22 protein-coding genes are annotated in these 24,731 nt (G+C 73.3%); 16 read left to right on the forward strand and 6 right to left on the reverse strand.

The window, feature by feature from the left end; all coding sequences use genetic code 11:
- Window positions 1–185 precede the first annotated feature (185 nt).
- The 6 genes from IE287_RS18995 to IE287_RS19020 all read left to right on the forward strand — a co-directional run bounded on the left by IE287_RS18995 (window position 186) and on the right by IE287_RS19020 (window position 9,971).
- Entirely contained in the window at window positions 186–1,694 is a 1,509-nt protein-coding gene (locus IE287_RS18995; RefSeq protein WP_189850267.1) for a leucyl aminopeptidase, read from the forward strand.
- Between the two features lie 312 nt (window positions 1,695–2,006).
- Window positions 2,007–3,395: a dihydrolipoyl dehydrogenase gene (gene lpdA / locus IE287_RS19000; protein ID WP_189850268.1), complete on the forward strand. Its 1,389-nt coding sequence runs from the start codon at window positions 2,007–2,009 to the stop codon at window positions 3,393–3,395.
- Window positions 3,396–3,457: 62 nt separating this feature from the next.
- Entirely contained in the window at window positions 3,458–5,239 is a 1,782-nt protein-coding gene (sucB, locus tag IE287_RS19005; RefSeq protein ID WP_189850269.1) for a 2-oxoglutarate dehydrogenase, E2 component, dihydrolipoamide succinyltransferase, read from the forward strand.
- Window positions 5,240–5,371: 132 nt separating this feature from the next.
- Complete coding sequence (locus tag IE287_RS19010; protein WP_031014059.1) at window positions 5,372–5,995, forward strand: GntR family transcriptional regulator; 624 nt, start codon at window positions 5,372–5,374, stop codon at window positions 5,993–5,995.
- A gap of 262 nt (window positions 5,996–6,257) precedes the next feature.
- Entirely contained in the window at window positions 6,258–8,969 is a 2,712-nt protein-coding gene (aceE, locus tag IE287_RS19015; protein ID WP_189850270.1) for a pyruvate dehydrogenase (acetyl-transferring), homodimeric type, read from the forward strand.
- A gap of 36 nt (window positions 8,970–9,005) precedes the next feature.
- Window positions 9,006–9,971 carry a helix-turn-helix transcriptional regulator gene (locus IE287_RS19020; RefSeq protein ID WP_189850271.1) on the forward strand — a complete coding sequence of 322 codons (966 nt, stop codon included), beginning with the start codon at window positions 9,006–9,008 and terminating at the stop codon, window positions 9,969–9,971.
- Here IE287_RS19020 and IE287_RS19025 read toward each other — a convergent pair.
- Window positions 9,962–10,882 carry an SDR family oxidoreductase gene (locus IE287_RS19025; protein ID WP_189850272.1) on the reverse strand — a complete coding sequence of 307 codons (921 nt, stop codon included), beginning with the start codon at window positions 10,880–10,882 and terminating at the stop codon, window positions 9,962–9,964. The genes IE287_RS19020 and IE287_RS19025 overlap by 10 nt on opposite strands.
- A 99-nt stretch (window positions 10,883–10,981) precedes the next feature.
- Here IE287_RS19025 and IE287_RS19030 point away from each other — a divergent pair, with 99 nt between their 5' ends.
- A complete protein-coding gene (locus IE287_RS19030; protein WP_189850373.1) occupies window positions 10,982–11,509 on the forward strand; it encodes a DUF4240 domain-containing protein in 528 nt (175 codons plus the stop codon).
- A 60-nt stretch (window positions 11,510–11,569) separates the two neighbouring features.
- Here the strand turns inward: IE287_RS19030 and IE287_RS19035 are convergent, their stop codons facing one another.
- Window positions 11,570–12,364, reverse strand: a complete 795-nt coding sequence (locus tag IE287_RS19035; RefSeq protein WP_189850273.1) for an SDR family NAD(P)-dependent oxidoreductase — start codon at window positions 12,362–12,364, stop codon at window positions 11,570–11,572.
- A gap of 118 nt (window positions 12,365–12,482) precedes the next feature.
- Between IE287_RS19035 and IE287_RS19040 the strand changes: the two genes are divergently transcribed.
- The gene (locus IE287_RS19040; protein WP_229883574.1) at window positions 12,483–13,142 is read left to right on the forward strand and encodes a TetR/AcrR family transcriptional regulator; all 660 of its coding nucleotides are present in this window, start codon (window positions 12,483–12,485) and stop codon (window positions 13,140–13,142) included.
- On the opposite strand, the gene IE287_RS19045 is transcribed toward IE287_RS19040, so the two are convergent.
- A complete protein-coding gene (locus tag IE287_RS19045; RefSeq protein WP_189850275.1) occupies window positions 13,135–13,635 on the reverse strand; it encodes a GNAT family N-acetyltransferase in 501 nt (166 codons plus the stop codon). The two genes, IE287_RS19040 and IE287_RS19045, sit on opposite strands and share 8 nt — an antisense overlap.
- Before the next feature lie 58 nt (window positions 13,636–13,693).
- Here IE287_RS19045 and IE287_RS19050 point away from each other — a divergent pair, with 58 nt between their 5' ends.
- The gene (locus IE287_RS19050) at window positions 13,694–14,608 is read left to right on the forward strand and encodes a TIGR01777 family oxidoreductase (protein ID WP_189850276.1); all 915 of its coding nucleotides are present in this window, start codon (window positions 13,694–13,696) and stop codon (window positions 14,606–14,608) included.
- Window positions 14,609–14,885: 277 nt separating this feature from the next.
- A complete protein-coding gene (locus IE287_RS19055; RefSeq protein ID WP_189850374.1) occupies window positions 14,886–16,226 on the forward strand; it encodes an FAD-dependent oxidoreductase in 1,341 nt (446 codons plus the stop codon).
- Between the two features lie 22 nt (window positions 16,227–16,248).
- Here the strand turns inward: IE287_RS19055 and IE287_RS19060 are convergent, their stop codons facing one another.
- Window positions 16,249–17,787, reverse strand: coding sequence for an NsdA family TPR-like regulatory protein (locus IE287_RS19060; RefSeq protein ID WP_189850277.1), 1,539 nt, complete (start codon window positions 17,785–17,787; stop codon window positions 16,249–16,251).
- Window positions 17,788–18,376: 589 nt separating this feature from the next.
- Between IE287_RS19060 and lipB the strand changes: the two genes are divergently transcribed.
- The 4 genes from lipB to IE287_RS19080 all read left to right on the forward strand — a co-directional run bounded on the left by lipB (window position 18,377) and on the right by IE287_RS19080 (window position 21,466).
- On the forward strand, window positions 18,377–19,210 hold the full coding sequence (lipB, locus tag IE287_RS19065; RefSeq protein WP_189850278.1) for a lipoyl(octanoyl) transferase LipB: 834 nt from the start codon (window positions 18,377–18,379) through the stop codon (window positions 19,208–19,210).
- A gap of 102 nt (window positions 19,211–19,312) precedes the next feature.
- Entirely contained in the window at window positions 19,313–20,281 is a 969-nt protein-coding gene (gene lipA / locus IE287_RS19070; RefSeq protein WP_189850279.1) for a lipoyl synthase, read from the forward strand.
- Between the two features lie 242 nt (window positions 20,282–20,523).
- Window positions 20,524–20,745: an SCO2195 family GlnR-regulated protein gene (locus tag IE287_RS19075; RefSeq protein ID WP_189850280.1), complete on the forward strand. Its 222-nt coding sequence runs from the start codon at window positions 20,524–20,526 to the stop codon at window positions 20,743–20,745.
- 10 nt (window positions 20,746–20,755) lie between these two features.
- A complete protein-coding gene (locus IE287_RS19080) occupies window positions 20,756–21,466 on the forward strand; it encodes a DUF4191 domain-containing protein (RefSeq protein ID WP_189850281.1) in 711 nt (236 codons plus the stop codon).
- A 181-nt stretch (window positions 21,467–21,647) separates the two neighbouring features.
- Here the strand turns inward: IE287_RS19080 and IE287_RS19085 are convergent, their stop codons facing one another.
- Window positions 21,648–22,115 (reverse strand): RDD family protein, encoded by a 468-nt coding sequence (locus IE287_RS19085; RefSeq protein WP_189850282.1) that lies wholly within the window; start codon window positions 22,113–22,115, stop codon window positions 21,648–21,650.
- A 245-nt stretch (window positions 22,116–22,360) separates the two neighbouring features.
- Here IE287_RS19085 and glnA point away from each other — a divergent pair, with 245 nt between their 5' ends.
- Window positions 22,361–23,782, forward strand: a complete 1,422-nt coding sequence (gene glnA / locus IE287_RS19090; RefSeq protein WP_189850283.1) for a type I glutamate--ammonia ligase — start codon at window positions 22,361–22,363, stop codon at window positions 23,780–23,782.
- 169 nt (window positions 23,783–23,951) lie between these two features.
- Here the strand turns inward: glnA and IE287_RS19095 are convergent, their stop codons facing one another.
- The gene (locus IE287_RS19095; protein WP_189850284.1) at window positions 23,952–24,227 is read right to left on the reverse strand and encodes a hypothetical protein; all 276 of its coding nucleotides are present in this window, start codon (window positions 24,225–24,227) and stop codon (window positions 23,952–23,954) included.
- A 123-nt stretch (window positions 24,228–24,350) separates the two neighbouring features.
- On the opposite strand from IE287_RS19095, the gene IE287_RS19100 reads away from it, so the two are divergent.
- Window positions 24,351–24,713 carry an ArsC/Spx/MgsR family protein gene (locus IE287_RS19100; protein WP_189850285.1) on the forward strand — a complete coding sequence of 121 codons (363 nt, stop codon included), beginning with the start codon at window positions 24,351–24,353 and terminating at the stop codon, window positions 24,711–24,713.
- Window positions 24,714–24,731: the final 18 nt, after the last annotated feature.

Raw genomic sequence — 24,731 nt, forward strand, 5'->3', positions numbered from 1 at the left:
TGGAGCCGGAAGGACAAACATGAAAGAGACACCTCGGATGAGTGAATCGAAGCCGCGGTGAGCGAACCGGGTGAGCGAGCGTAGGCTCGTTCTCGGCGCTCATCGGGCCGAAATACGATGCGGCGGGCTCGGTCGGCCCATCCCTCGACCGCCACAGAACTCAATGGAAGCGAGATTTCACCACCGTGACTGCTCTCACTCTCAGCACTGCCGGAGCGGCGACGCTGCGTGCCGACGCCCTCGTCGTCGGTGTCGCGAAGGCCGGGAAGACGCTCGTCGTCGCCCCGGGCGCGGAGGCCGTCGACAAGGCGTTCGACGGCCGGCTCGCCGCCGTCCTGGAGACCCTGGGCGCCTCGGGTGGAGAGGGTGAGGCGACCAAGCTGCCCGCGCCCGCCGGCCTGAAGGCCCCCGTCGTGCTCGCCGTCGGCCTCGGCTCCGCCCCCGAGGACGGCGAGGCGTACGCCCCCGAGACCCTGCGCCGCGCCGCCGGCACCGCCGCCCGCGTCCTCTTCGGCTCGAAGAAGGCCGCGTTCGCGCTGCCGGTCGCCTCGGCCGAGGACGCCGGCGCGATCGCCGAGGGCGCCCTGCTCGGCGCGTACTCCTTCGACGCCTGGAAGGAGGAGGTCAAGGACGCGAAGAAGCCGCTGGCCGAGGTGGCGCTGCTCGGCGCCAAGCCGCGCGACAAGGCCCACAAGGCCGCCGCGGACCGCGCCCTGGCCGTGGCCGAGGAGATCAACCGCGCCCGCGACCTCGTCAACACCCCGCCGAACGGCCTCACGCCGGCCGGCTTCGCCGCGATCGCCCAGGCCGCCGGCAAGGAGCACGGCCTGAAGGTCCAGGTCCTCGACGAGAAGGCGCTCGCCAAGGGCGGCTACGGCGGCATCCTCGGCGTCGGCGCCGGCTCGGAGAACCCGCCGCGCCTGGTCAAGGTCACCTACACCCACCCGAAGGCGGAGAAGTCCCTGGCCCTGGTCGGCAAGGGCATCACCTACGACTCGGGCGGCATCTCCCTGAAGCCGGCCGGTCACAACGAGACGATGAAGTGCGACATGGCCGGCGCCGCCGCCGTCCTCGCCACCGTCGTCTCCGCGGCCCGCCTCGGCCTGGAGGTCAACGTCACGGCGTGGCTCGCCCTCGCCGAGAACATGCCGTCCGGCTCCGCCACCCGCCCGGGTGACGTGCTGCGCATGTACAGCGGCAAGACCGTCGAGGTCCTCAACACCGACGCCGAGGGCCGGCTCGTCCTGGCCGACGCGCTGACCAGGGCGTCGGAGGAGCACCCGGACACGATCGTCGACGTGGCGACCCTGACCGGCGCGATGATGCTGGCGCTGGGCAACCGCACCTTCGGCATCATGGCCAACGACGACGAGTTCCGGACCTCGCTGCACGAGGTCGCGGAGGAGGTCGGCGAGCAGTCCTGGCCGATGCCGCTCCCGGCCGACCTGCGCAAGGGCATGGACTCCCCCACCGCCGACATCGCCAACATGGGCGAGCGGATGGGCGGCGGCCTGGTGGCCGGTCTCTTCCTCAAGGAGTTCGTGGGCGAGGGCATCACCTGGGCCCACCTGGACATCGCGGGCCCCGCCTTCCACGAGGGCGCCCCGTACGGCTACACCCCCAAGGGCGGCACCGGCTCCTCGGTCCGCACCCTGGTGCGTCTCGCCGAGCTGACGGCGGCCGGCGAGCTCTGAGCCCGCAGGTCCCGCGCGAAAGGCCCCGGAGCCCCGGCTCCGGGGCCTTCCCGTTCCCGCCCCGGCGGCTGTTCGCTGCCGACGAAACTGCGACGAAATCCGTAGGTTCGTACGCCCTGGTGGACGTCCGGACGGACGATCGCCCGGTCTCATCCACCGGCCCCGCGTCCCGCCATCCGTCAACAAGTGCGAAGATGGGTTCTCGGCAGGACAGGGCCCCCACCACAGGGCCGACATAATGCGGCCGGACACCGGAGCCGCCGCCTGGTCATCGACGACCGGCGACGAGCGCACATGCATGGAGGACGTGACGTGGCGAACGACGCCAGCACCGTTTTCGACCTAGTGATCCTCGGCGGCGGTAGCGGCGGTTACGCCGCGGCGCTGCGCGGAGCGCAGCTGGGCCTGGACGTCGCACTGATCGAGAAGAACAAGCTCGGCGGCACCTGCCTGCACAACGGCTGCATCCCGACGAAGGCCCTGCTCCACGCCGGCGAGGTCGCCGACCAGGCGCGCGAGGCGGAGCAGTTCGGTGTCAAGGCCTCCTTCGAGGGCATCGACATCAAGGCCGTGCACAAGTACAAGGACGACGTGATCTCGGGCCTCTACAAGGGTCTGCAGGGTCTCGTCGCCTCCCGCAAGGTCACCTACATCGAGGGCACCGGCCACCTGTCCTCCCCGACCTCCGTCGACGTCGACGGGCGCCGGGTCGAGGGCCGCCACGTCCTCCTCGCCACCGGTTCCGTGCCGAAGTCCCTGCCCGGCCTGGAGATCGACGGCAACCGCATCATCACCTCGGACCACGCCCTCACCCTGGACCGTGTGCCGGAGTCCGCCATCATCCTCGGCGGCGGCGTGATCGGCGTCGAGTTCGCCTCCGCGTGGAAGTCCTTCGGCACCGACGTCACGGTGATCGAGGGCATGAAGCACCTCGTCCCGGTCGAGGACGAGAACAGCTCGAAGCTCCTGGAGCGCGCCTTCCGCAAGCGGGGCATCAAGTTCAACCTCGGCACCTTCTTCCAGGGCGCCGAGTACACCGAGAACGGCGTGAAGGTCACCCTTGCCGACGGCAAGACCTTCGAGGCCGAGGTGCTGCTCGTCGCCATCGGCCGCGGTCCGGTCTCGGCCGGCCTCGGGTACGAGGAGCAGGGCGTCACGATGGACCGCGGCTACGTCCTGGTGGACGAGTACATGCGGACCAACGTGCCCACGATCTCCGCCGTCGGCGACCTGGTCCCGACCCTCCAGCTCGCCCACGTCGGCTTCGCCGAGGGCATGCTGGTGGCGGAGCGGCTGGCCGGTCTGAAGACCGTCCCGATCGACTACGACGGCGTGCCCCGGGTGACGTACTGCCACCCCGAGGTCGCCTCCGTCGGCATCACCGAGGCCAAGGCCAAGGAGGTCTACGGCGCGGACAAGGTCGTCGCCCTCAAGTACAACCTCGCGGGCAACGGCAAGAGCAAGATCCTGAAGACCGCGGGCGAGATCAAGCTCGTCCAGGTCAAGGACGGTGCCGTGGTCGGCGTCCACATGGTCGGTGACCGCATGGGCGAGCAGGTCGGCGAAGCGCAGCTGATCTACAACTGGGAGGCGCTGCCGGCCGAGGTCGCGCAGCTCATCCACGCCCACCCGACGCAGAACGAGGCGCTCGGCGAGGCCCACCTGGCCCTGGCCGGCAAGCCTCTGCACTCCCACGACTGACGCTCACGTCATCACAGGGCGCGACGACCAACTTCCGCAATTCGTTAGGAGCAACTGAAACCATGTCGGTTTCCGTAACCCTGCCGGCGCTCGGCGAGAGCGTCACCGAGGGCACCGTCACCCGCTGGCTCAAGGCCGAGGGCGAGCGCGTCGAGGCGGACGAGCCGCTGCTCGAGGTCTCGACCGACAAGGTCGACACCGAGATCCCCGCCCCCGCCTCCGGCATCCTCGCCTCCATCAAGGTGGCCGAGGACGAGACCGTCGAGGTCGGCGCCGAGCTCGCCATCATCGACGACGGCACGGGTGCCCCGGCCGCTGCCCCGGCCCCCGCCGCCGAGGCCGCTCCGGCCCCCGCCGCCGAGGCCCCCGCCCCGCAGGCCACCCCGTCCACCGAGGTCCAGGAGCCGGCCCCGGCCCCGACCGCCGAGGCCGCCGCCGGCGGCGGCTCCGCCGAGGGCACGGACGTCGTGCTGCCCGCGCTGGGCGAGTCCGTCACCGAGGGCACCGTCACCCGCTGGCTGAAGTCGGTCGGCGAGACCGTCGAGGCCGACGAGCCGCTGCTCGAGGTCTCGACCGACAAGGTCGACACCGAGATCCCCGCCCCCGTCTCCGGCGTTCTCCTGGAGATCGTCGTCGCCGAGGACGAGACCGCCGAGGTCGGCGCCAAGCTGGCCGTCATCGGTGCCGCGGGTGCCGCTCCGGCCGCCGCCCCGGCCCCGGCTCCGGCCGCGCCCGCCGCCGCTCCGGCCCCGGCCGCGCCCGCCGCCGCTCCGGCTCCGGCCGCGCCGGCCGCTCCGGCGCCGGCCGCTCCGGCCGCCGCCCCGGCTCCGGTGGCTCCGGCCGCCCCGTCGATCGCTCCCGCGGTCGTCACCCCGGTCCCGGCGACCCCGGCCCCGGCCGCCGCCCCGGCTCCCGCCGAGGACGGCGCCTACGTGACTCCGCTGGTCCGCAAGCTCGCCACCGAGAACGGTGTCGACCTGGCGGCCGTCAAGGGCTCCGGCGTCGGTGGCCGCATCCGCAAGCAGGACGTCCTCGCGGCCGCCGAGGCCAAGAAGGCCGCTCCGGCCCCCGTCGCCGCCGCTCCGGCCGCCGCCGCGAAGGCCCCCGCCCTGGAGGTCTCCCCGCTGCGCGGCCAGACCGTCAAGATGACCCGCATGCGCAAGGTCATCGGCGACAACATGATGAAGGCGCTGCACACGCAGGCCCAGCTGACCTCGGTCGTCGAGGTCGACATCACCAAGCTGATGAAGCTGCGCGCCCGCGCCAAGGACGCCTTCGCCGCCCGTGAGGGCGTCAAGCTCTCCCCGATGCCGTTCTTCGTGAAGGCGGCGGCCCAGGCGCTGAAGGCCCACCCGGTCATCAACGCCCGGATCAACGAGGACGAGGGCACGATCACCTACTTCGACACCGAGAACATCGGTATCGCGGTGGACTCCGAGAAGGGTCTGATGACCCCGGTCATCAAGGGTGCGGGCGACCTCAACATCGCCGGCATCTCCAAGAAGACCGCGGAGCTGGCGGCCGCCGTGCGCGCCTCCAAGATCACCCCGGACGACCTGGCCGGCGCGACCTTCACCATCTCCAACACCGGTTCGCGCGGTGCGCTCTTCGACACCGTCATCGTCCCGCCGAACCAGGTCGCCATCCTGGGCATCGGTGCCACGGTGAAGCGTCCGGCCGTCATCGAGACCGCCGAGGGCACGGTCATCGGCATCCGCGACATGACCTACCTGTCGCTGTCGTACGACCACCGTCTGGTGGACGGCGCCGACGCCGCCCGCTACCTGACGGCCGTCAAGGCGATCCTGGAGGCCGGCGAGTTCGAGGTGGACCTCGGTCTGTAAGGACGCGTGAGCCTCTGCGCCTCCGAGGCAACGTAACGAGCCTCACCAGCGGTGTCCCCGTCCGGATGTGTGTCCGGGCGGGGGCACCGCCGTATTGTCTAAGGGTCACGAAACTCCCGGAGGAGCCGCTCAATGACCGTCCCCGTCGTCCACTCGCTGCGCGAGCAGATCCGCGAGCACATCGTGGAGGGGATCGTCAGCGGCCGCTGGAAGCCGGGCGAGCGCATCGTGGAGCGGCGGATCGCGACGGAGCTGGAGGTCTCCCAGACCCCGGTGCGCGAGGCGCTGCGCGAGCTGGAGTCGCTGCGGCTCATCGAGTCCGCGCCGAACAAGGGTGTCCGGGTCCGCAACCTCACCGCGGCCGACCTGGAGGAGAGCTATCCGGTCCGGGCCGGCCTGGAGCAGATCGCGGCCGAGCTGGCCGCGCCCCGGCTCTCGGCCGACTGCTCGACGCTGGAGCCGCACGTGGCGGCGCTGTACGAGGCGGACGCGACCTCCGACGGCACGGCGCAGGTCCGGCACACCGTGGCCTTCCACCGCGAGCTGGTGAAGGCCGCCGGGAACAGCGTCCTGCTGCACACCTGGGAGGGGCTGGGCATCGAGGTCTTCACCGCCCTGTCGATCCGCTGGCTGGGCACGGTCCAGAAGTCCTACGCGGAGGAACACCAGGAACTGGTGGAGGCCTTCCGCCGGGGCGATCCGAACATCGGGGCGCTCGTCAAGGCCCACGTGCTGGGCTGCGCGCCCCGCGCCTGAGACGTTCTCGCAGGTGGGAGCCCCGCTTCGGCGGGGCTCCGATCGTTTCCCGATCGTTCGAAAAGTCGGCACCGGGTGCCCGTTTCCGCGGCACCCTGTGCCGACTTTCTCGATTTGGAGAGGTTTCCGGCTTCAACCCTTTGATCGATCATCGATCGGCGGTTTACAGTCTTCGGCGGGCCCCACCCGGCCCTTCGCCCTGTCCTGCCAGACAAGGCCCCCGTTTTTATCTCCACCCCCATCTGTCCGGAAGGCGGCGATCATGACCGATCCCGTAGGCAAGATTCCGAGCGAGCTCGACCAGCTCCCGGACCGTGACACCGAGGAGACCGCCGAGTGGGCGGCCTCCCTGGACGCCGTCACCAAGGCCGCCGGCCCCCACCGGGCCGCCTACCTGATGCGCCGCACGCTCCAGCACGCCGAGGGCGCGGGCCTGGCCCTGCCCAAGCTGCTGGAGACGGACTACCTCAACACCATCCCCACCTCGGCCGAGCCGTCCATCGGCGAAGCGGGCGGCGACGAGGAGCTGGAGCGGAAGATCACCGCGTGGAACCGCTGGAACGCGGCCGCCATGGTGACCCGCGGCTCCAAGCACGGCGTCGGCGGCCACATCGCCACCTTCGCCTCCGCGGCCTGGCTCTACGAGACCGGCTTCAACCACTTCTTCAAGGGCAAGGAGGCGGACGGCTCGGGCGACCAGCTCTACATCCAGGGCCACGCCTCCCCCGGCATCTACGCCCGCGCCTTCCTCGACGGCCGCCTGGACGAGTCGCACCTCGACAACTTCCGGCAGGAGTCCGGCGGCAACGGCCTGCCCTCCTACCCGCACCCGCGCCGGCTGCCCTGGCTGTGGGAGTTCCCCACCGTCTCCATGGGCCTCGGCCCGCTCTCCGCGATCTACCAGGCGCGCTTCAACCGCTACCTGACCAACCGCGCCATCAAGGACGTCTCCGCCTCGCACGTGTGGGCGTTCCTCGGCGACGGCGAGATGGACGAGCCCGAGTCGACCGCCGCCCTCGCCCTCGCGGCCCGCGAGGGTCTGGACAACCTGACCTTCGTCATCAACTGCAACCTGCAGCGCCTCGACGGCCCGGTCCGCGCCAACTTCAAGATCGTGCAGGAGCTGGAGGCCCAGTTCCGCGGCGCCGGCTGGAACGTCGTCAAGACGCTCTGGGGCAACGCCTGGGACGAGCTCTTCGCGCTCGACACCACCGGCGCCCTGGTCCGCCGCCTCCGCGAGGTGCCGGACGCGCAGGTCCAGACGTACCAGACCCGCGACGCCGCCTACATCCGCCAGGACTTCTTCGGCAAGGACCCGGCGCTCGTCGCGATGGCGCAGCTGCTCTCCGACGACAAGATCCTGGAGTGCTTCCACCTCTCGCGCGGTGGCCACGAGCCGCGCAAGGTGTACGCCGCGTACAAGGCCGCCCTGGAGTTCAAGGGCGCCCCGACCGTGATCCTGGCGCAGACCGTCAAGGGCTTCACCCTGGGTGAGGGCTTCGCGTCGAAGAACGCGAACCACCAGATGAAGAAGCTCACCACCGACGAGTTCAAGAACATGCGCGACCTCCTCGAACTCCCCATCTCGGACGCGCAGTTCGTCGACGGCGTGGTGCCCTACGGCCACCCCGGCGCCGACTCCCCCGAGGTCCGCTACCTCCAGGAGCGCCGCGCGGCCCTCGGCGGCCCCGCCCCGGCCCGCCGCGTCCACCCCGTCGCCCCGCTCCCGGCCGCGCCGGAGAAGGCCTTCGCCTCCTTCGACAAGGGCTCCGGCTCGCAGTCGGTCGCCACCACGATGGCCTTCGTCCGCCTCGTGAAGGACCTGGTGCGCGACAAGGAGACCGGCAAGCGCTGGGTCCCGATCGTCCCGGACGAGGCCCGCACCTTCGGCATGGAGTCGCTCTTCCCCTCGCTCGGCATCTACTCGCCGAAGGGGCAGACGTACGAGCCGGTCGACCGCGACCAGCTGATGTACTACAAGGAGGCCGTCAACGGCCAGATCCTGAACGAGGGCATCACCGAGGCCGGCTCGATGGCCGACTTCATCGCCGCGTCGACCGCGTACTCCACGCACGGCGAGACGATGATCCCGTTCTACATCTTCTACTCGATGTTCGGCTGGCAGCGGACCGCCGACCAGATGTGGCAGCTCGGCGACCAGCTCGGCCGCGGCTTCCTCGTCGGCGCCACCGCCGGCCGCACCACCCTGACCGGTGAGGGCCTCCAGCACGCCGACGGCCACTCCCCCGTCATCGCGGCCACCAACCCGGCGGCGCTGACCTACGACCCGGCGTTCGCCTACGAGGTCGCGGCCATCGTCAAGGAGGGTCTGCGCCGGATGTACGGCGAGGCCGCGCCGGGCGAGGACCAGGACGTCTTCTACTACCTGACGGTCTACAACGAGCCGATGCCGCAGCCGGCCAAGCCGGGCCACGCGGGCGTCGACGAGGGCATCGTCAAGGGCCTCTACCGCTTCAACACCGCCGAGTCGGCCGGCCTGACGCTGCCCGCCAACGCGCCGCGGATCCAGCTGATCGGCTCCGGCACCGCGATCCACTGGGCCCTGGAGGCGCAGAAGCTGCTCGCCGAGGAGTGGGGCGTGGGCGCCGACGTGTGGTCCGCCACCTCCTGGACCGAGCTGCGCCGCGACGCGCTGGAGGCGGACGCCGCCCTCCTGCGCGGCGAGGAGCGCGTCCCGTACCTGCGCCGGGCCCTCGCGGGCGTCGAGTCCCCGGTCCTCGCGGTCTCCGACTACATGCGCCAGGTCCCGGACCAGATCGCGCAGTGGGTCGAGCAGGACTACTCGTCGCTCGGCGCCGACGGCTTCGGCCTCTCGGACACCCGCGCCGCCGCCCGCCGCCACTTCGGCGTCGACGCGCAGTCGATCGTGGCCGCCTCCCTGGCGCAGCTCGCCCGGCGCGGCGAGGTCCCGGCCGCCTCGGTGAAGGAGGCGCGCGAGCGCTACGGCCTGTAGGCCGGTGTGTCGGTGGGGGCGCGCATGATGGGAGTCATGCGCGCCGCCCGACTCATCAAGATGGTCCTGCTCCTCCAGAACCGCCCGTCCATGACGGCGGCCGAACTCGCCGCCGAGCTGGAGGTGTCGGAGCGGACCGTCACCCGTGATGCCCTCGCCCTCTCGGAGGCGGGGGTTCCGGTGTTTTCGGAGCGGGGCAGGGCCGGCGGGTACCGGCTGGTCGGCGGGTACCGCACGCGGCTGACCGGGCTCGCGAAGGACGAGGCGGAGGCGCTCTTCCTCTCGGGACTGCCGGGCGCGCTGCGGGACATGGGGCTCCAGGACGCGGCCTCGGCGGCCCGCCTGAAGGTGTCGGCGGCGCTGCTGCCCTCGCTGGCGGACGCGCCGGGTTCGGCCGCCCGCCGCTTCCACCTGGACGCGCCGGGGTGGTACCAGGAGCCGGTGACGCCGGAGCTGCTGCCGGCGGTGGCGGAGGCGGTCTGGGACGACCGGCTGCTGTCGGCGCGCTACCGGCGCGGGGACGGCGAGGAGGTCGAGCGGGAGCTGGAGCCGTACGGGCTCGTCCTGAAGGCGGGCGTCTGGTACCTGTGCGCCCGCGCGGGGAGCTCGTACCGCACCTACCGGGTGGAGCGGTTCACGGCGGTGGCGGTGGGCGGGGAGCGGTTCGACCGGGACCCCGGCTTCGACCTGCCCGTCTTCTGGGCGGAGCGCGCGGCGGAGTTCGCGCGCTCGCTGCTGCGGGCCGAGGTGGAACTGCTGCTGACGGAGGCGGGGGCGCGCCGGCTGCCGCACGTGACGGACCGGGCGGCGGCCGGGGAGGCGCTGGCGGCGGCGGTCGCGGAGGACGGGGGCCGGGTGCGGGCGGTGCTGCGGGTGGAGAGCGAGGAGGTGGCCTTCGCGCAGCTGCTGTCGCTGGGCCCGGAGGCGGAGGTGGTGGCCCCGGCCGCGCTCCGCGCGCGCTTCGCGGAGGCGGCCCGGGGGATGGCGGAGCGCTACCGGTAGTCGGCCGGGTCCGGCTTTCCGGTCTCGCCCGCGACGATGAAGCCCCAGGCGTCCGGCCGGGAGCCGTCCGCGTCGGTGAAGCCGTACTCCCGCGCGAGGCCGCCGCTGGAGAGCGACCGTCCGGTCCAGCGGTGCCGGTCGGGGTCGGCGGCGAGGGCGGCGACGGCCCGGCCGACCAGGACGGGCGATTCGGAGATCGCGAAGTCGGGCGTCGCGGCGGTGGCGTCGCGCCAGTTCTCCTCGGTGACGCCGAAGGCGGCGAGCATCTGCTCGGACCTGAGCCAGCCGGGGGTGACGGCGACGGCCGTGCCGCCGTACTCCTCCAGCTCCTTCGCGAGGCCGAAGGCCATCCGGATCGGCGCGTTCTTGGCGAGGTCGTAGTAGAGGTTCTCGCGGAAGCGGGTGCCGTTGTAGGCGGCGGTGCCGTCGGTGACCTCGACGACGAGCCCCCCGCGGTCGCGGATCAGCAGCGGGAGCGCGAGGTGCGAGGTGATGGCGTGGGTGCGCACCCCGAGTTCGAGCATCCGCAGGCCGCCGGCGAGGTCGTTCTCCCAGGTCCTCTTCCCGAAGACGAGCAGGTGCTCGCCGCCCCACACGTCGTTGACGAGGACGTCGAGCCGGCCGTGGTCGCGGTCGATCCGGTCGACGAGGGCGCGGACCTGGCCGGGGTCGAGGTGGTCGGTGGGGACGGCGACGCCCTCGCCGCCGGCGGCGGTCACCAGTTCGGCGGTCTCCTCGATGGTCTCGGTGGCGCGGCCGACCTCGCTGACCTTCTCGCGGGTGGTGCGGCCGGTGGCGTAGACGGTGGCGCCGGCGGCGCCGAGCTGGACGGCGATGGCCCGGCCGGCGCCCCGGGTGGCACCGGCGACCAGGCAGATCCGTCCCCGCAGCGGCTTCGTTTCGGTGGTCATGTCCCCCAGACTGACAGCGATACCCGACATCTTCTGTCCGGATGCAATCCGGACTTTCCGGGTGCGTCGCCGTCACGGAGACAGGATGCTGGTCCCGTGATGGACGAGACCGAGTTCTGGGAGATCATCGACGCCACCCGCGAGGACGCCGAGGGCGATTCCGAGGAGCAGGCGGATCTGCTCGTGGAGCGGCTGACCCGGCTGGATCCGGACACGGTGCTCGACTACGCGCGCCATTTCGAGGCCCGGTTCAACCGCGCGTACCACTGGGACGTGTGGGGTGCGGCGGCGGTGCTGCTGGACGGGGCGGGGGCGGGCGAGGAGGGGTTCGACGCGTTCCGCTGCTGGCTGATCGGCCAGGGCCGGGAGGTGTACGAGGGCGGTGTCGCCGATCCGGACGGGCTGGCGGAGCTCCTGGCGGAGTTCGATCCGGAGCTGGACGGGGACGGCGAGGAGCTCGGTTTCGCGGCGGACGAGGCGTACGAGACGCTGACCGGGACGGAGACCCCGGAGCTGGGGATCGTGATGCCGGACGGGGAGCCGGAGGGCGCGCCGCTGGACCTGGCGGACGAGGCCGCGCTGGCGGCCCGGCTGCCCCGGCTGTGGGAGCGGTTCGGGACGGGGTGAGACCCGGGGCCCGGGGGCCGCGCGGGCCCCGGCGGAGGGGGTGCCGGGGCCCGCGGGACGTCAGAAGTGGGTTCCGCCGTCGACGCGGACCTCGGTGCCGGTGAGGAACTTCCCGTCCTCGGAGGCGAGCATCGCGACGACGCCGGCGACGGTCTCGGGGCCGGCGAAGCCCTGGCCGAGGGCGGGGGCGAGCTTCACGAAGAGGGACATGTCGGCGTCGGCGGGGAGGCCGGGGCCCACCGACTGCCGGCTGGCGCCGGTGCCGTCGGTCATGCCGGAGGAGATGGAGCCGGGCTGGACGGCGGTGAAGCGGATGCCCCGCTTGGCGTACTCGGCGGCGAGGGCGTGGGTCATGGACTGGATGCCGCCCTTGCTGGCCGCGTAGGCCGCCATGTAGGGGTGGGCGAACATCGCGGAGGTGGAGGAGAAGTTGACGACGGCGGCGCCGTCGCCCTCCAGGAGCGCCGGTATCGCCTCGCGGATCATGAGGAAGGTGCCGGTCAGGTTGATCCGGAGCACCTGCTCGAAGGAGTCCAGGCTCGTCTCGTGGGTGTGCGAGGAGCGGAGCACTCCGGCCGCGTTGACCAGCACGTCCAGGCCGCCGAGGGCGGTGACGGCGGCGGCGACGCCGGCGCGCACGGACTCCTCGTCGGCGACGTTCACGACGACGGTGGTGAGGCGGTCGGCCGCGTCGCCGGCCTTGGCCGCGGTGTCCCGGAGGCCGTCCTCGCTGATGTCGGCGGCGACGACCCGGCCGCCCTCGGCGAGCATGCGCAGGACGGTGGCCTGGCCGATGCCGGAGCCACCGCCGGTGACGAGCGCGCGACGGCCCTGGTAACGGGTGAGCTGGTTCATGGCGGCAACCTCTCGATGTCAAGCTTCCTTGCTTGATGGCAACCGTACGCCTGGGTGGCACGTTTTGCCACACCTGCACAACGCGCACTCTCCGTCGCCGCGGGCGTACCCTCGTACGGTGACCAACCGACCCGGGCCGGCGCCCGCGACGCCCTCCCTGACCCAGCGCCGCAAGGCCGCCACCCAGCTGGACATCGCCCGCGCGGCGGCCGAGCTGTTCACCGAGGTCGGCCCCGACGGCACCACCGCCGAGTCCGTCGCCCTGCGGGCCGGGGTCGCGCTGCGCACCTTCTACCGCTACTTCCGCTCCAAGCAGGACGCCGTCGCCCCGCTCCTCGCGGGCGGCGCCGACCGCTGGCGCGCCTCGCTCGCCGCCACCGGCCCCGGCACCCCGCTGAAGGAGGCCCTGGAGGGCTCGGTCGCCGCCTCCCTCACCCCGGTGGACGAGACGGCGGCGGAGGGACTGCGCTGGACCCGCGGACTGCTGCGCGCCTCGGCCGAGGACCCGGCGCTGCGGGCCGTCTGGTACCGGGTCAACCAGGAGTCCGAGGAGCGGCTGCGGGAGGTCCTGGCCGGGCTCGCGGGACCGGCGGCCGACCCGCTGGAGGTCCGGCTCGCCGCGGCGGCGGCCACCGACGCGATCCGGATCGCCCTGGAGGGCTGGGCGGAGTCCGACGCCCCCGTGGACGGGCCCGGCTCGCCCGCCGCCCTCGCCCTGCGCTGCCTGCGCGCGCTGCTGGACGGGGTGGCGCTGGGGAACGCGGAACCGGCTAGCTGAGCGACCGGCCCATCAGGACGTCGTCGACGGGCGCGCCGGCGAGGACGAACTCGCCCGGCAGCACCCCCTCGACCACGAAGCCCTCGGCCTCGTAGAGCGCGCGGGCCGGCACGTTGTGCCCGAGGACCCGCAGGGTGATCCGGGTGGCGCCGTCGGCGCGGGCCTTCGCCAGGGCGGCCCGCAGCAGGGCCCGCCCCACCCCCTGGCCGCGCGCCTCGCCGGCGACGGCGAGGCCCTGGATCTGGCGGACGTGGCCGTTGGAGTCGAGCGGGGTCGGCCGCGCCACCCGCACGTACCCCAGGAGGAGGCCGGCCCGCTCGGCGACGAGGTACTCCGCGGGCCGGTGGCGCTCGTCGAAGAAGGGCTCGTACGGCTCCGAGGGCGGCGGCAGCACCGCGTGCAGCGGCGACCAGGCCGCCCGGTCCAGCAGGCCCAGCGGCTCGGCGTCGCCCGCCCGGGCGCCTCGGATCACGACGGTCTGCGGCACGGTCATGACCGCCACTGTGCCACGCCCCCGGCACGCGCGGGCGATCAGCGGGCAGGATGGGCGCATGCAGCCTTCCGCCCTCCGCAAGCGCGTCGCCGTCACCGGGGCCTCCGGACTCATCGGCGCCGCCCTCGTCCGCTCCCTGCGCGCCGACGGGCACGACGTCCTCCGGCTCGTCCGCCGGCCCGCCCGCACCGCCGACGAGGTCGAGTGGGACCCGCGGCGGCTGTACGTGGACTCCGCCGGTCTCGTCGGCGTCGACGCGGTGGTCCACCTGGCGGGCGCCGGCGTCGGCGAGCGCCGGTGGACCGAGGCGTACAAGAAGGAGATCCGGGACAGCCGGGTGCTCGGCACCACCGCGATCGCCCGGGCCCTCGCCGGGCTCGCCGAGCCCCCGGAGGCCCTGGTGTGCGGCACCGCCCTCGGCTGGTACGGCGACACCGGCAGCCGGGCGGTCGACGAGAGCGCACCGGCCGGCACCGGCTTCCTGCCCTCGGTCTGCGTGGAGTGGGAGGCCGCCGCGGCCCCCGCCGAGGAGGCCGGGATCCGCGTCACGTACGCCCGCACCGGGCTGGTGGTGGCCCGCCAGGGCGGCGCGTGGGGACGGCTCTTCCCCGTCTTCCGGGCCGGACTCGGCGGGCGGATGGGCGACGGGAGCCAGTACTGGTCCTTCATCGCGCTCCACGACGAGGTCGCCGCCCTGCGGCACCTGATGGACACCCCGTCGCTCTCCGGTCCGGTGAACCTGACCGCCCCCGAACCGGTCACCAACCGCGAGGTGACCGCGGCGATGGGCCGGGTGCTGCGCCGGCCCACGCCCTTCCCGGTCCCCGCGGCCGCCCTGAAGGCGGTCCTCGGGGACTTCGCGGCGGACGTCCTCGGCAGCCAGCGGGTGCTCCCGGAGCGACTGCTGTCCTCGGGCTTCACCTTCGCCTTCCCCACCATCGACGCCGCCGTCCGGGCGGCCGCGGCGCGCTGAGCGGGGGGTCTGCGCTCCCTGCGCTCCCCCGTGCTGCGGCAAGCCCGTCGCGCGCGGGGCCCGCTGCCGTGGGAGCGCTGCCTACCCTCGGTGCCCACCAGTCGACACGGATCGCGAACCCGGGCATTCCGGGGGCCCGTTGGGGGCATAGGCCACCAACAGGCGGCGCAGACCTGGGGAGGGGCACGTGCTCAGTACCGCACGCAGCGCACAGCAGGCACAGCACGCGGACGGCGTCACGGAGGTCGCCTCCGTGCCGGAGGCCGCGCGGGGCACGGTGGTCCCGCAGCCCCGGCAGGCGGCACGCACCGGGGACGCGGAAGGCCCCGCGGAGGTGGACGTGGTCGTCGTGGGAGCCGGGATCGCCGGACTCGCGGCGGCCCGGCGGCTGACCGGGGCGGGGCTCTCGGTCGCCGTCCTGGAGGCCGCGGCGACCGTCGGCGGCCGGCACGCCACCGACCTGACCGACGGCTTCCGGCTCGACCGGGTGGGGCGGCTGCTCACCCTCGCACCGGAGGAACTGCGGGCCCTCCCGGGCCTCGGCGGGGTGGTGCCGCGCCCGTTCGCCCCCGGGGTGCTGATCCACTCCGACGGGCGGTACGCGCGCTGGGGCGCCCCGCACCCGCGCAACCGCCGGGGCGCGCTCACCGTGGCGCGCGCCCTCGCGAGCGCCCCCCGGCATCCGGCGTCCTCGCTGGACCAGGCCCGGCTCGGCGCCTCGCTGGTGCGGCTCGCGGCGACCCCGACCCAGCGGCTGCTCGCCCGACCGGAGCGGACCGCCCGGGAGGCGCTGTCGGGCCGGCTGCCGGCCAGGACCGTCCAGACGGTGCTGCGGCCGCTGCTCGCGGCCCTCCTCGCCGACCCGGACCTGGCGGTGTCGAGCCGGCGGGCGGACCTGGCGCTGCGGGCCTTCGCGCGGGGCCGGGTGTCGGTGCCGGAGGGCGGCTCGGCGGCGGTCCCGGAGCGGCTGGCGGCCCTGCTGCCGCCGGGGACCGTGCGGACCGGCGTCCGGGTCACCGAGGTGTCGGCGGCGCGGGTCCGCACCGCCGAGCACGGCACGGTCGGCTGCCGGGCCGTGGTCCTCGCCACGGGGGCCCGGACGGCCGCCGGACTGCTGCCGGGCCTGCGGGTCCCCGCGTACCACCCGGTGACGGTGCTGCACCACACGGCGCCGGTGGCGCCGACGGCGGACCCGACGCTGCTCCTGGAGGCCGACCCGGGCGGGCCGGTGGCGCACACGGCGGTGATGAGCGCGGTGGACCCGACGCGGGCGCCGGCGGGCCGGCCGCTGATCACCTCGACGGTCCTCGGGGCGCCGCCGGACGACACCGAGCGGCGGGTCCGCAAGCACCTCGCGGCGCTGTACGGGACCTCCACCGACGAGTGGGAGCTGCTGGCCCTCCACCACACCCGGGACGCGGTGCTCGTCACGCCCCCGGCCCACGACCCGTGCCGCTCGGTGCGGCTGCTCGCGGGCCTCTACGTCTGCGGCGACCACCGGGGGGCGGGCACCCTGCGCTCCACCCTGGGCTCCGGGGAGCGCGCCGCCGGCGCCGTCCTGGCGGACCTGGGCCTGCGGCCTCCGGTCCCGGAGGAGGCGGAGGAGGAGGCCGCCTGACGGGCGCGCGGCGGGCGGCGGGTCAGCCGAGGGCGGACACCCGGTCGCGGTAGGTGCGGACGGGCGGGGCGTCGCGGTAGGGCTCCAGGCGGCGCTCGAAGTCGCGGACGTACTCGATCGCGCGGGCCGAGCGCATCTCGGCGGCCTGCTGGGCGGCCTCGGCGCCCAGCGCGCAGGCCTGGTCCAGCTCGCCGAGGGCGAGCCGGGCGGTGGCGAGGACGACCCGGCAGAAGAGCCGGCTGCGGGCGTAGCCGGGGGCGCGGAGCTGGAGCGCCCGCTCGGCGTGCTGGGCGGCGGGGCGGTACTGCTGGAGGTCGCGGTGGCAGTGGCCGAGCTCGTCCGCGAGCTGGGCCTCGTCGAAGGGGCGGGCCCAGGAGGGCACCTCGTCGCCGGGCCGGGCGGCCTCCAGGGCGCGCTCGGCCCGGACGAGGGAGGCGCTGCACGCGCGGGCCTCGGAGAGGACCGCGTGGCCGCGGGCCTCGACCGCGTGCAGCATGGCCTGGACGACGGGCGGCGCGGCGGAGCCGACGCCCTGCTGGGCGACCCGGGCGAGCTGCACGGCCTCGCGGCCGTGCCCGAGGTAGACCGCCTGGCAGCTCATGGTGAGGAGCACGTAGGAGCCGTACGCCCGGTCGCCGGCGGCCTGGGCGAGGCGCAGGGCCTGCACGAAGTAGCGCTGGGCGAGGCCGTGGGCGGCGATGTCGTACGAGGTCCAGCCGGCGAGCCGGGTGAGGTCGGCGGCGGCGGCGAAGAGGCGCCGGCCGGTGGCCTCGCCGTAGGCGCCGCGCAGCATGGGCTCGGCCTCGTGCTCCAGGTAGCGGACGAGGGCCTGGCGGGCGTGGCCGCCGCCGTAGGCGTGGTCGAGCGTGCGGAAGAGCTCGCCGACGGAGCGGAGGGCGGCGATGTCGCCGGCCGTGACGCGCTGCCCGGGGCCCCGCTCCGTGCCGCGCTGGCGGGGCACGGAGAAGCGGCCCTGGAGGGGCACCCGGGGGTCGGCGGCGACCGCCCGTCCGGGGCCGCCGGGACCGGGCCCCGCGGGGCCGTGGTGGCCGCCGGGACCGTGGTGGCCCCCGGGGCGGACCACCGGCACGGGGGCGGCCGGCTCGCCGCGGGCGACGCGGTCGTCGGCGCGGCCGATGAGCCAGTCGCGGCTGGGCACGACGAGGCCGGCCGGGGTGAAGGCGATCTTGCGGAGCTCGGCGTGGCTGCCGGAGTCCTTGCGCCAGAGCCCGCTGACGATGTCCACGGCCTCCTCGGGGGTGGCGGCGAACTCCAGGCCCGCGTAGACGGGCGCGCAGGCGTCGAGCCCGAGGTCCTGGGCGGAGAGGCGGCGGCCCAGCCGGCGGGTGAAGACCTCGGCGATGAGGGCGGGCGTGGTGCCGCGCGGCTGCTGCCCGCGCAGCCACCGGGTCACGGAGGTCTTGTCGTACCGCAGGTCGAGCCCGTGCTCCAGGCCCAGCTGGTCCACCCTTCTGGCGAGCCCCGCGTTGGAGAACCCGGCTTCGGCGATGAGCGCGGCGAGCTGGCGGTTCGGGACGCGCTGCGGTGGTCGTTCCGTCATCGGCTGTGCGGTCTCCTGCCTTCCGGGCGCAGGTGGCAGCCCGTTTCGACCCTCATGGAACGGCGTGAATGTAGCGGTCATCCCGGCCCGTACCGCCAGCTTCGCCCCACATTCATCCGATCGTGTGAGGAACCGGAACCGTGGTTGTCGCTTCGCGCTGACCGGAGCCCTCCCCGCCGGACGGAGGCCCAGCCCTCCGCGGGGGGCTCCGCGCACGTCCCGCACGGCTTCGGTCCCAGCGGCTCCCGCCGCGCCTCCTCCTCCGGCACCGCCGCCCGCTCCCCTCCGGCCGCGAGCCGCCCGGCGAGCCGCGGACGGGTGCCGTCCGCCCGGCGGGCGGTCCGGTGGACGCCCACCCGGTACATGACGGTGCGCACGGCCGCCCTCCCTGACGCGTCCGGTCCCCTCGGCCGGCGGGGCCGAGCCACCGCCCGGCCCGGGAGGAGCGGGCGCCCTCCACCTGCCCGAAGGTTTCCCGGCGTGTCGCCGTACAGTGGCATGGGCGCGTAAGACGCAGGGTGCCGGGCCGGCTCCCGCCCCGGGACGATCCCCGGAACCCGGCCGCGGGCACCCAGGAGGAGGCATGGCCGTGAGTGAGCTGCAATTCGTCCGCCTGGGCTTCGGCGAGGACGCCGTCGAGTACCGGGCGGCCTGGGACAAGCAGCGCGAGGTGCACGCCGCGCGGTTCGCCGACGAGACCGGTGACACCTGTCTCCTCCTGGAGCACCCGCCGGTCTACACGGCCGGCCGGCGCACGGCGGAGAACGAGCGGCCGCTCGACGGGACCCCGGTGGTCGACGTCGACCGCGGCGGCAAGATCACCTGGCACGGCCCCGGCCAGCTCGTCGGCTACCCGATCCTCAAGCTGCCCCGCCCGGTGGACGTCGTGGCCCACGTGCGCCGGCTGGAGGAGGCGCTGATCCGCACCGCCGCCGAGTTCGGCGTGGCGACCACCCGGGTCGAGGGGCGCAGCGGCGTCTGGGTGCTCGGCGACCCGGTCGAGCAGCGGCCGTCCGTGGGCGGCCTCTCGCTGGACTTCGACCCCCGGCTGACGGACGACGAGTTCGACCCGCGCCTGAACGGCCCCGAGTACGCCCCGTCCAACGCCGGCCAGCGCCGCGAGGACCGCAAGCTCGCCGCCATCGGCATCCGGGTCGCCAAGGGCGTCACGATGCACGGCTTCTCCTTCAACGTGAACCCGGACAACGCCTGGTTCGACCGGATCATCCCCTGCGGCATCCGCGACGCGGGCGTGACCTCGCTCGCCAACGAGCTGGGCCGCGACGTCACCGTCGAGGAGGTCCTCCCGGTGGCCGAGCGGCACCTGCGGGACGTGCTGGAGAACGCGGAGCCCAGACCGCGGGAGATCGGGCGCGACGGCGCGGTCCCGGAGGCGCGGCCGGCGCAGACCGCGTCCGCCTGAGGAATGCCGGGCTCTGGCCACGGGTTGGCCAGACGTAGCAAGGCATGGAAGCAACGGGCGTACCCTGGTGTGCGCCGAAGAATCGAAGCTACAGGAGCCGATGTGTCCGCAGTCGCACCCGACGGACGCAAGATGCTGCGCCTGGAGGTCCGGAACGCCCAGACCCCCATCGAGCGCAAGCCCGAGTGGATCAAGACCCGCGCGAAGATGGGTCCCGAGTACACGAAGATGCAGAGCCTCGTGAAGAGCGAGGGCCTGCACACGGTCTGCCAGGAGGCGGGCTGCCCCAACATCTTCGAGTGCTGGGAGGACCGGGAGGCCACCTTCCTCATCGGCGGTGACCAGTGCACCCGGCGCTGCGACTTCTGCCAGATCGACACCGGCAAGCCGGAGGCCCTCGACCGCGACGAACCGCGGCGCGTGGGCGAGTCGGTCGTCACCATGGACCTCAACTACGCCACCATCACCGGCGTCGCCCGCGACGACCTGGAGGACGGCGGCGCCTGGCTGTACGCCGAGACCGTGCGGCAGATCCACCAGCAGACCGCGCAGCGCGCCGACGGCCGCACCAAGGTCGAGCTGCTCGCCCCCGACTTCAACGCGGTGCCCGAACTCCTGGCGGAGGTCTTCGCCTCCCGCCCCGAGGTCTTCGCGCACAACGTCGAGACCGTCCCGCGGATCTTCAAGCGGATCCGCCCCGGCTTCCGCTACGAGCGGTCGCTGGAGGTCATCACCAAGGCCCGCGACTACGGCCTGGTCACGAAGTCCAACCTGATCCTCGGCATGGGCGAGACCCGCGAGGAGGTCAGCGAGGCGCTGAAGCAGCTGCACGACGCCGGCTGCGAGCTCATCACGATCACCCAGTACCTGCGCCCCTCGCTCCGGCACCACCCCGTGGAGCGCTGGGTCAAGCCGCAGGAGTTCGTGGAGCTCAAGGACGAGGCCGACGAGATCGGCTTCTCCGGCGTCATGTCGGGCCCGCTGGTCCGCTCCTCGTACCGCGCCGGCCGCCTCTACCAGCAGGCGATCGAGAAGCGGGGCACGACGGTGGAGGCCGTCCAGGCGGTGTGAGTCGCCGCACAAGCGGCTACCCGCCGGTACTCCACGGCGGGAGGGCGGCCCGTACGGCCCCGCAGTTCAGCGGGGCGGTACGGGCCGCTCCGCCGTACGGGGGGGCCCGCATCGGCGTTTCATCAGGGTTTGACCGCCGAGTCATGCGCTGGTAACACCGTTCTGTGAGCATGGTTCCACGCACCGCCACCATGAGCTCCCTCCCCCACCTCGTCTCCTCCGCTCCCGAGAGAGGACCCGTCATGCCGGCCGCAGCAGCGCCGACCCACCTCCGCGCCCGCGCCCTCCCCTCCGTCACCGGCGCCCTGCGCGCCGTCGAAGGGCTGCTCCTGGGCGCCGGACAGCGCACCGCACGCCGCAACGCCTGGACCTCCGTCCTGGAGGACCGCCGCCGCGCCAGGGACCGCATCGAGGCCCAGCACGTCCTGGAGGCCGCGTCCGGCCGGGCGTCGCGGGCCACGTAGACTTCAAGGCATGGCGAGGAAGGCAAACACGGGCGGCGCTGACGCCGCGAACCCCGGGCGACTGAAGCAGATCGCCCTCACGTACAAGATGACCCGCAAGGCCGACCCCAAGGTCGGGCTCGTCGTCGCCGGCGTGGGCATCGTCGTGCTCGGTGTCCTCCTCGGTATCGGCTTCCTGATCGGACACCCGGTCTACCTGGGCATCCTGGGCTTCGTCCTGGCGCTCCTGGCGATGGCGATCGTCTTCGGACGGCGCGCCGAGCGGGCGGCCTTCGGGCAGATGGAGGGACAGCCGGGCGCCGCCGCGGCGGTGCTGCAGAACATCGGGCGCGGCTGGACCGTGACCCCGGCGGTCGCGATGAACCGCAACCAGGACGTCGTGCACCGGGCGGTCGGCCGCCAGGGCATCGTCCTGGTCGGCGAGGGCAACCCGAACCGGCTGAAGCCCCTCCTCGTGGCCGAGAAGAAGAAGATGGCCCGCATCCTGGTCGACGTGCCGGTGACGGACATCATCGTCGGCAACGACGAGGAGCAGGGCCAGGTCCCGCTCAAGAAGGTCCGCACCAAGATGCTGAAGCTGCCCCGGCTGCTCAGCGGCCCCCAGGTGACGGCGGCCAACGACCGCCTGCGGGCGATGGGCGACCTGATGAGCAACATGCCGCTGCCCAAGGGCCCGATGCCGAAGGGCATGAAGATGCCGCGCGGCGGAAAGATGCGCTGACGCGCGCGAGACCGGAAACGGCGGTGCCCCGGACCTGCGAGGTCCGGGGCACCGCCGTTTCGGCTTCCGGGGCCGGGCCCGGGCCCGGGGAGCCGTCCGGGCGTGGGCCGGGCGGCCGGGCCGGGGAGCGGTCCGGTCGTCGACGGGCGGCCGGGGCGGACGCGGGGCGTGGGGCGTGGGGTCAGACGCGGACCTGGACCGCGCCGGAGAAGCGGTCGTGGAGGCCGCGGCCGTCCCGGTCCCAGACGAGCGCGGGGATCGCCAGGCAGGTGAGGGCGGCGCGGAGCACGGCGCGGGGCAGCGAGAGCCGGCCCCCCTGGACGGAGACGACCCGCAGGCGGAAGAGGAGCTTCCCGGGGGTGGCGCCGACGGTGCCGACGGTCAGGGCGTTCAGGACGAAAAGGATGAGCAGGGCCCAGTTGCTGGTCGCCTGCCCATAGCCGTCGGTGATGAGACCGTATGCGATCAGCAGGCACAGACCCCAGTCCACGGCGAGCGCGCCGAGCCGCGCGCCGGGGCGGGCGATCGAACCGGGCCCCTCCTCGGGGAGGCCCAGCTGCTTCCCCCGGTAGCCGAAGTCCACGCCTGCTTGCTCCGCCGCGGCACGAGGGCCGGAGAGCCACGATCCGAGTGCTTGCCTGTTGTCCACCCGACCACCGTACTGCGCCCGATTTCGATCACTTCGGTCCGGGTACGGATGGGGGGTGGCGCGGAGACGGCCGAGGGTGCGACACGGAGCGTCGCCACCCGCCCCGGTTAACTTCGACGAAACAAATGGGTCATGCTTGAGAAATCCCGACTGCCTAGGGTCGGGTCCGAGCGTGCGCCACCGCACTGGCCGCATCACCGAGCTGCAACCCCGCCCCTCCCCGGGCCGGGAGTAGGAGGAGTTGGATGTCCAAGCACGGGTTCCAGAACGCCGAAGAGGTCGCGAAGTTCATCAAGGACGAGGACGTCAAGATGGTCGACGTCCGCTTCTGCGACCTTCCCGGCGTGATGCAGCACTTCTCGATCCCGGCGACGGCCTTCGACCCGTCCGAGGAGCTGGCCTTCGACGGCTCGTCGATCCGCGGCTTCCAGGCCATCCACGAGTCCGACATGTCGCTGCGCGCGGACCTGTCGACGGCCCGCCTGGACCCGTTCCGCCGCGACAAGACGCTCAACATCAACTTCTTCATCCACGACCCGATCACGGGCGAGGCCTACAGCCGTGACCCGCGGAACATCGCGAAGAAGGCGGAGGCGTACCTCGCCTCCACCGGCATCGCCGACACCGCGTACTTCGGCCCCGAGGCCGAGTTCTACGTCTTCGACTCGGTCCGCTTCGAGACCTCCGCGAACCAGGGCTTCTACCACATCGACTCCGAGGCCGGCGCCTGGAACACCGGTGCGGAGGAGAACAACCGCGGCTACAAGGTCCGCTACAAGGGCGGCTACTTCCCGGCCCCGCCGGTCGACCACTTCGCCGACCTCCGCTCGGAGATGTCCCTGGAGCTGGAGAAGGTCGGCCTCCAGGTCGAGCGCCAGCACCACGAGGTCGGCACCGCCGGCCAGGCCGAGATCAACTACAAGTTCAACACGCTGCTCGCCTCGGCCGACGACCTGATGCTGTTCAAGTACATCATCAAGAACGTCGCCTGGCGGAACGGCAAGTCCGCGACCTTCATGCCGAAGCCGATCTTCGGCGACAACGGCTCGGGCATGCACGTCCACCAGTCGCTCTGGTCCAACGGCGACCCGCTGTTCTACGACGAGGCCGGCTACGCGGGCCTCTCGGACACCGCCCGCTACTACATCGGCGGCATCCTCAAGCACGCCCCGTCGCTGCTCGCCTTCACCAACCCGACGGTGAACTCCTACCACCGCCTGGTCCCGGGCTTCGAGGCGCCGGTCAACCTGGTCTACTCGCAGCGCAACCGCTCCGCCGCCATGCGCATCCCGATCACGGGCTCGAACCCGAAGGCCAAGCGCGTCGAGTTCCGCGCGCCGGACCCGTCCTCGAACCCGTACCTCGCCTTCTCCGCCCTCCTCCTCGCGGGCCTCGACGGCGTCAAGAACAAGATCGAGCCCATGGAGCCGATCGACAAGGACCTGTACGAGCTCGCCCCCGAGGAGCACGCGAGCGTCCCGCAGGTCCCGACCAACCTGGAGGCCGTGCTCAAGGCCCTGGAGGAGGACAACGAGTACCTCCAGGCCGGCGGCGTCTTCACCTCGGACCTGATCGAGACCTGGATCGACTACAAGCGGACCAACGAGATCGCCCCGATCCAGCTCCGCCCGCACCCGCACGAGTTCGAGCTCTACTACGACCTCTAGACCGCGAGGCGCACCCGCACCACCGCTGAGGGCCGCCGCCCCGGAACCACTCCGGGACGGCGGCCCTCGCCGTCTTCCGCGGCCTCCCCGCCGGGAACGCGACCGCCGCCCCGGAGGCACCGGGGCGGCGGGACGGCTCGCGCGCCGCGTCAGCGCCGTGCCGGGCGGGTCAGCGGTTCTGGCGGATGAAGGTGCGGACCAGGCGGCAGGTGGTGTCCGACGGGGGGTGGATGCCTATGCGGGCGGCCATGGTGCGGATGGTCGCGTCGGTGGCCTTCGAGGGGACGTAGACCCCGGTGTCGAGCAGGGCGATCGCGAGCCGCATGGCCTTGAGGCGGCGGTTGTGGACGACGTACCACTCGCGCGGGCGGCCGGCCGGGAGGGGCTTCTTCAGGAGCGGCGTGAAGGGTTCGATGGACGGCCTGCGGATCACGGCAGTTGCCATGGGCTACCTCCTGGCGAACGGTGGCGGGGGCCCTCCCCGGGGCCCTTGCCTTCGACTCCCATTTTAGGCGCTACCACTGACAATCGGACCTGGTCGGACGGGGTCCGGGGGTAATTTGGGGGGATGGAGATCTGGATCAATCCCGCCTGTTCCAAGTGCCGTGGCGCCCTCACCCTGCTCGACGCGGAAGGGGCCGGTTACACCGTCCGGAAGTACCTGGAGGACGTGCCCTCCGCGGAGGAGATCCGGGCCGTGCTCGGCCGGCTGGAGCTGGAGCCGTGGGACATCACGCGGACCGGGGAGGCCGAGGCGAAGGAGCTCGGCGTGAAGGAGTGGGGCCGGACGGCGCAGGACCGGGAGCGGTGGATCGAGGCGCTCCGCGCCCACCCGAAGCTGATCCAGCGGCCGATCATCACCGCCGACGACGGCAGCGCCGTCGTCGCGCGGTCGGAGGAGGCCGTGCGGGACGCCCTCGGGCGGAAGTAGCGCGAGGGCGGGGCCGGG

It is taken from the genome of Streptomyces omiyaensis (genome assembly GCF_014650895.1).
GTDB classification, from domain to species: Bacteria; Actinomycetota; Actinomycetes; order Streptomycetales; family Streptomycetaceae; genus Streptomyces; species Streptomyces omiyaensis.

Excerpts from the sequence above, each read along its gene's own strand:
- IE287_RS19095 (WP_189850284.1), bottom strand. The coding sequence starts at position 24,227 with ATGGCAACTGCCGTGATCCGCAGGCCGTCCATCGAACCCTTCACGCCG.
- IE287_RS19030 (WP_189850373.1), top strand. The coding sequence starts at position 10,982 with ATGGACGAGACCGAGTTCTGGGAGATCATCGACGCCACCCGCGAGGAC.
- IE287_RS19050 (WP_189850276.1), top strand. The coding sequence starts at position 13,694 with ATGCAGCCTTCCGCCCTCCGCAAGCGCGTCGCCGTCACCGGGGCCTCC.
- IE287_RS19035 (WP_189850273.1), bottom strand. The coding sequence starts at position 12,364 with ATGAACCAGCTCACCCGTTACCAGGGCCGTCGCGCGCTCGTCACCGGC.
- IE287_RS19020 (WP_189850271.1), top strand. The coding sequence starts at position 9,006 with ATGCGCGCCGCCCGACTCATCAAGATGGTCCTGCTCCTCCAGAACCGC.
- IE287_RS19010 (WP_031014059.1), top strand. The coding sequence starts at position 5,372 with ATGACCGTCCCCGTCGTCCACTCGCTGCGCGAGCAGATCCGCGAGCAC.
- sucB (WP_189850269.1), top strand. The coding sequence starts at position 3,458 with ATGTCGGTTTCCGTAACCCTGCCGGCGCTCGGCGAGAGCGTCACCGAG.
- IE287_RS19100 (WP_189850285.1), top strand. The coding sequence starts at position 24,351 with ATGGAGATCTGGATCAATCCCGCCTGTTCCAAGTGCCGTGGCGCCCTC.
- IE287_RS19045 (WP_189850275.1), bottom strand. The coding sequence starts at position 13,635 with ATGACCGTGCCGCAGACCGTCGTGATCCGAGGCGCCCGGGCGGGCGAC.
- IE287_RS19025 (WP_189850272.1), bottom strand. The coding sequence starts at position 10,882 with ATGACCACCGAAACGAAGCCGCTGCGGGGACGGATCTGCCTGGTCGCC.
- glnA (WP_189850283.1), top strand. The coding sequence starts at position 22,361 with ATGTCCAAGCACGGGTTCCAGAACGCCGAAGAGGTCGCGAAGTTCATC.
- IE287_RS19060 (WP_189850277.1), bottom strand. The coding sequence starts at position 17,787 with ATGACGGAACGACCACCGCAGCGCGTCCCGAACCGCCAGCTCGCCGCG.
- IE287_RS19075 (WP_189850280.1), top strand. The coding sequence starts at position 20,524 with ATGCCGGCCGCAGCAGCGCCGACCCACCTCCGCGCCCGCGCCCTCCCC.
- aceE (WP_189850270.1), top strand. The coding sequence starts at position 6,258 with ATGACCGATCCCGTAGGCAAGATTCCGAGCGAGCTCGACCAGCTCCCG.
- IE287_RS19080 (WP_189850281.1), top strand. The coding sequence starts at position 20,756 with ATGGCGAGGAAGGCAAACACGGGCGGCGCTGACGCCGCGAACCCCGGG.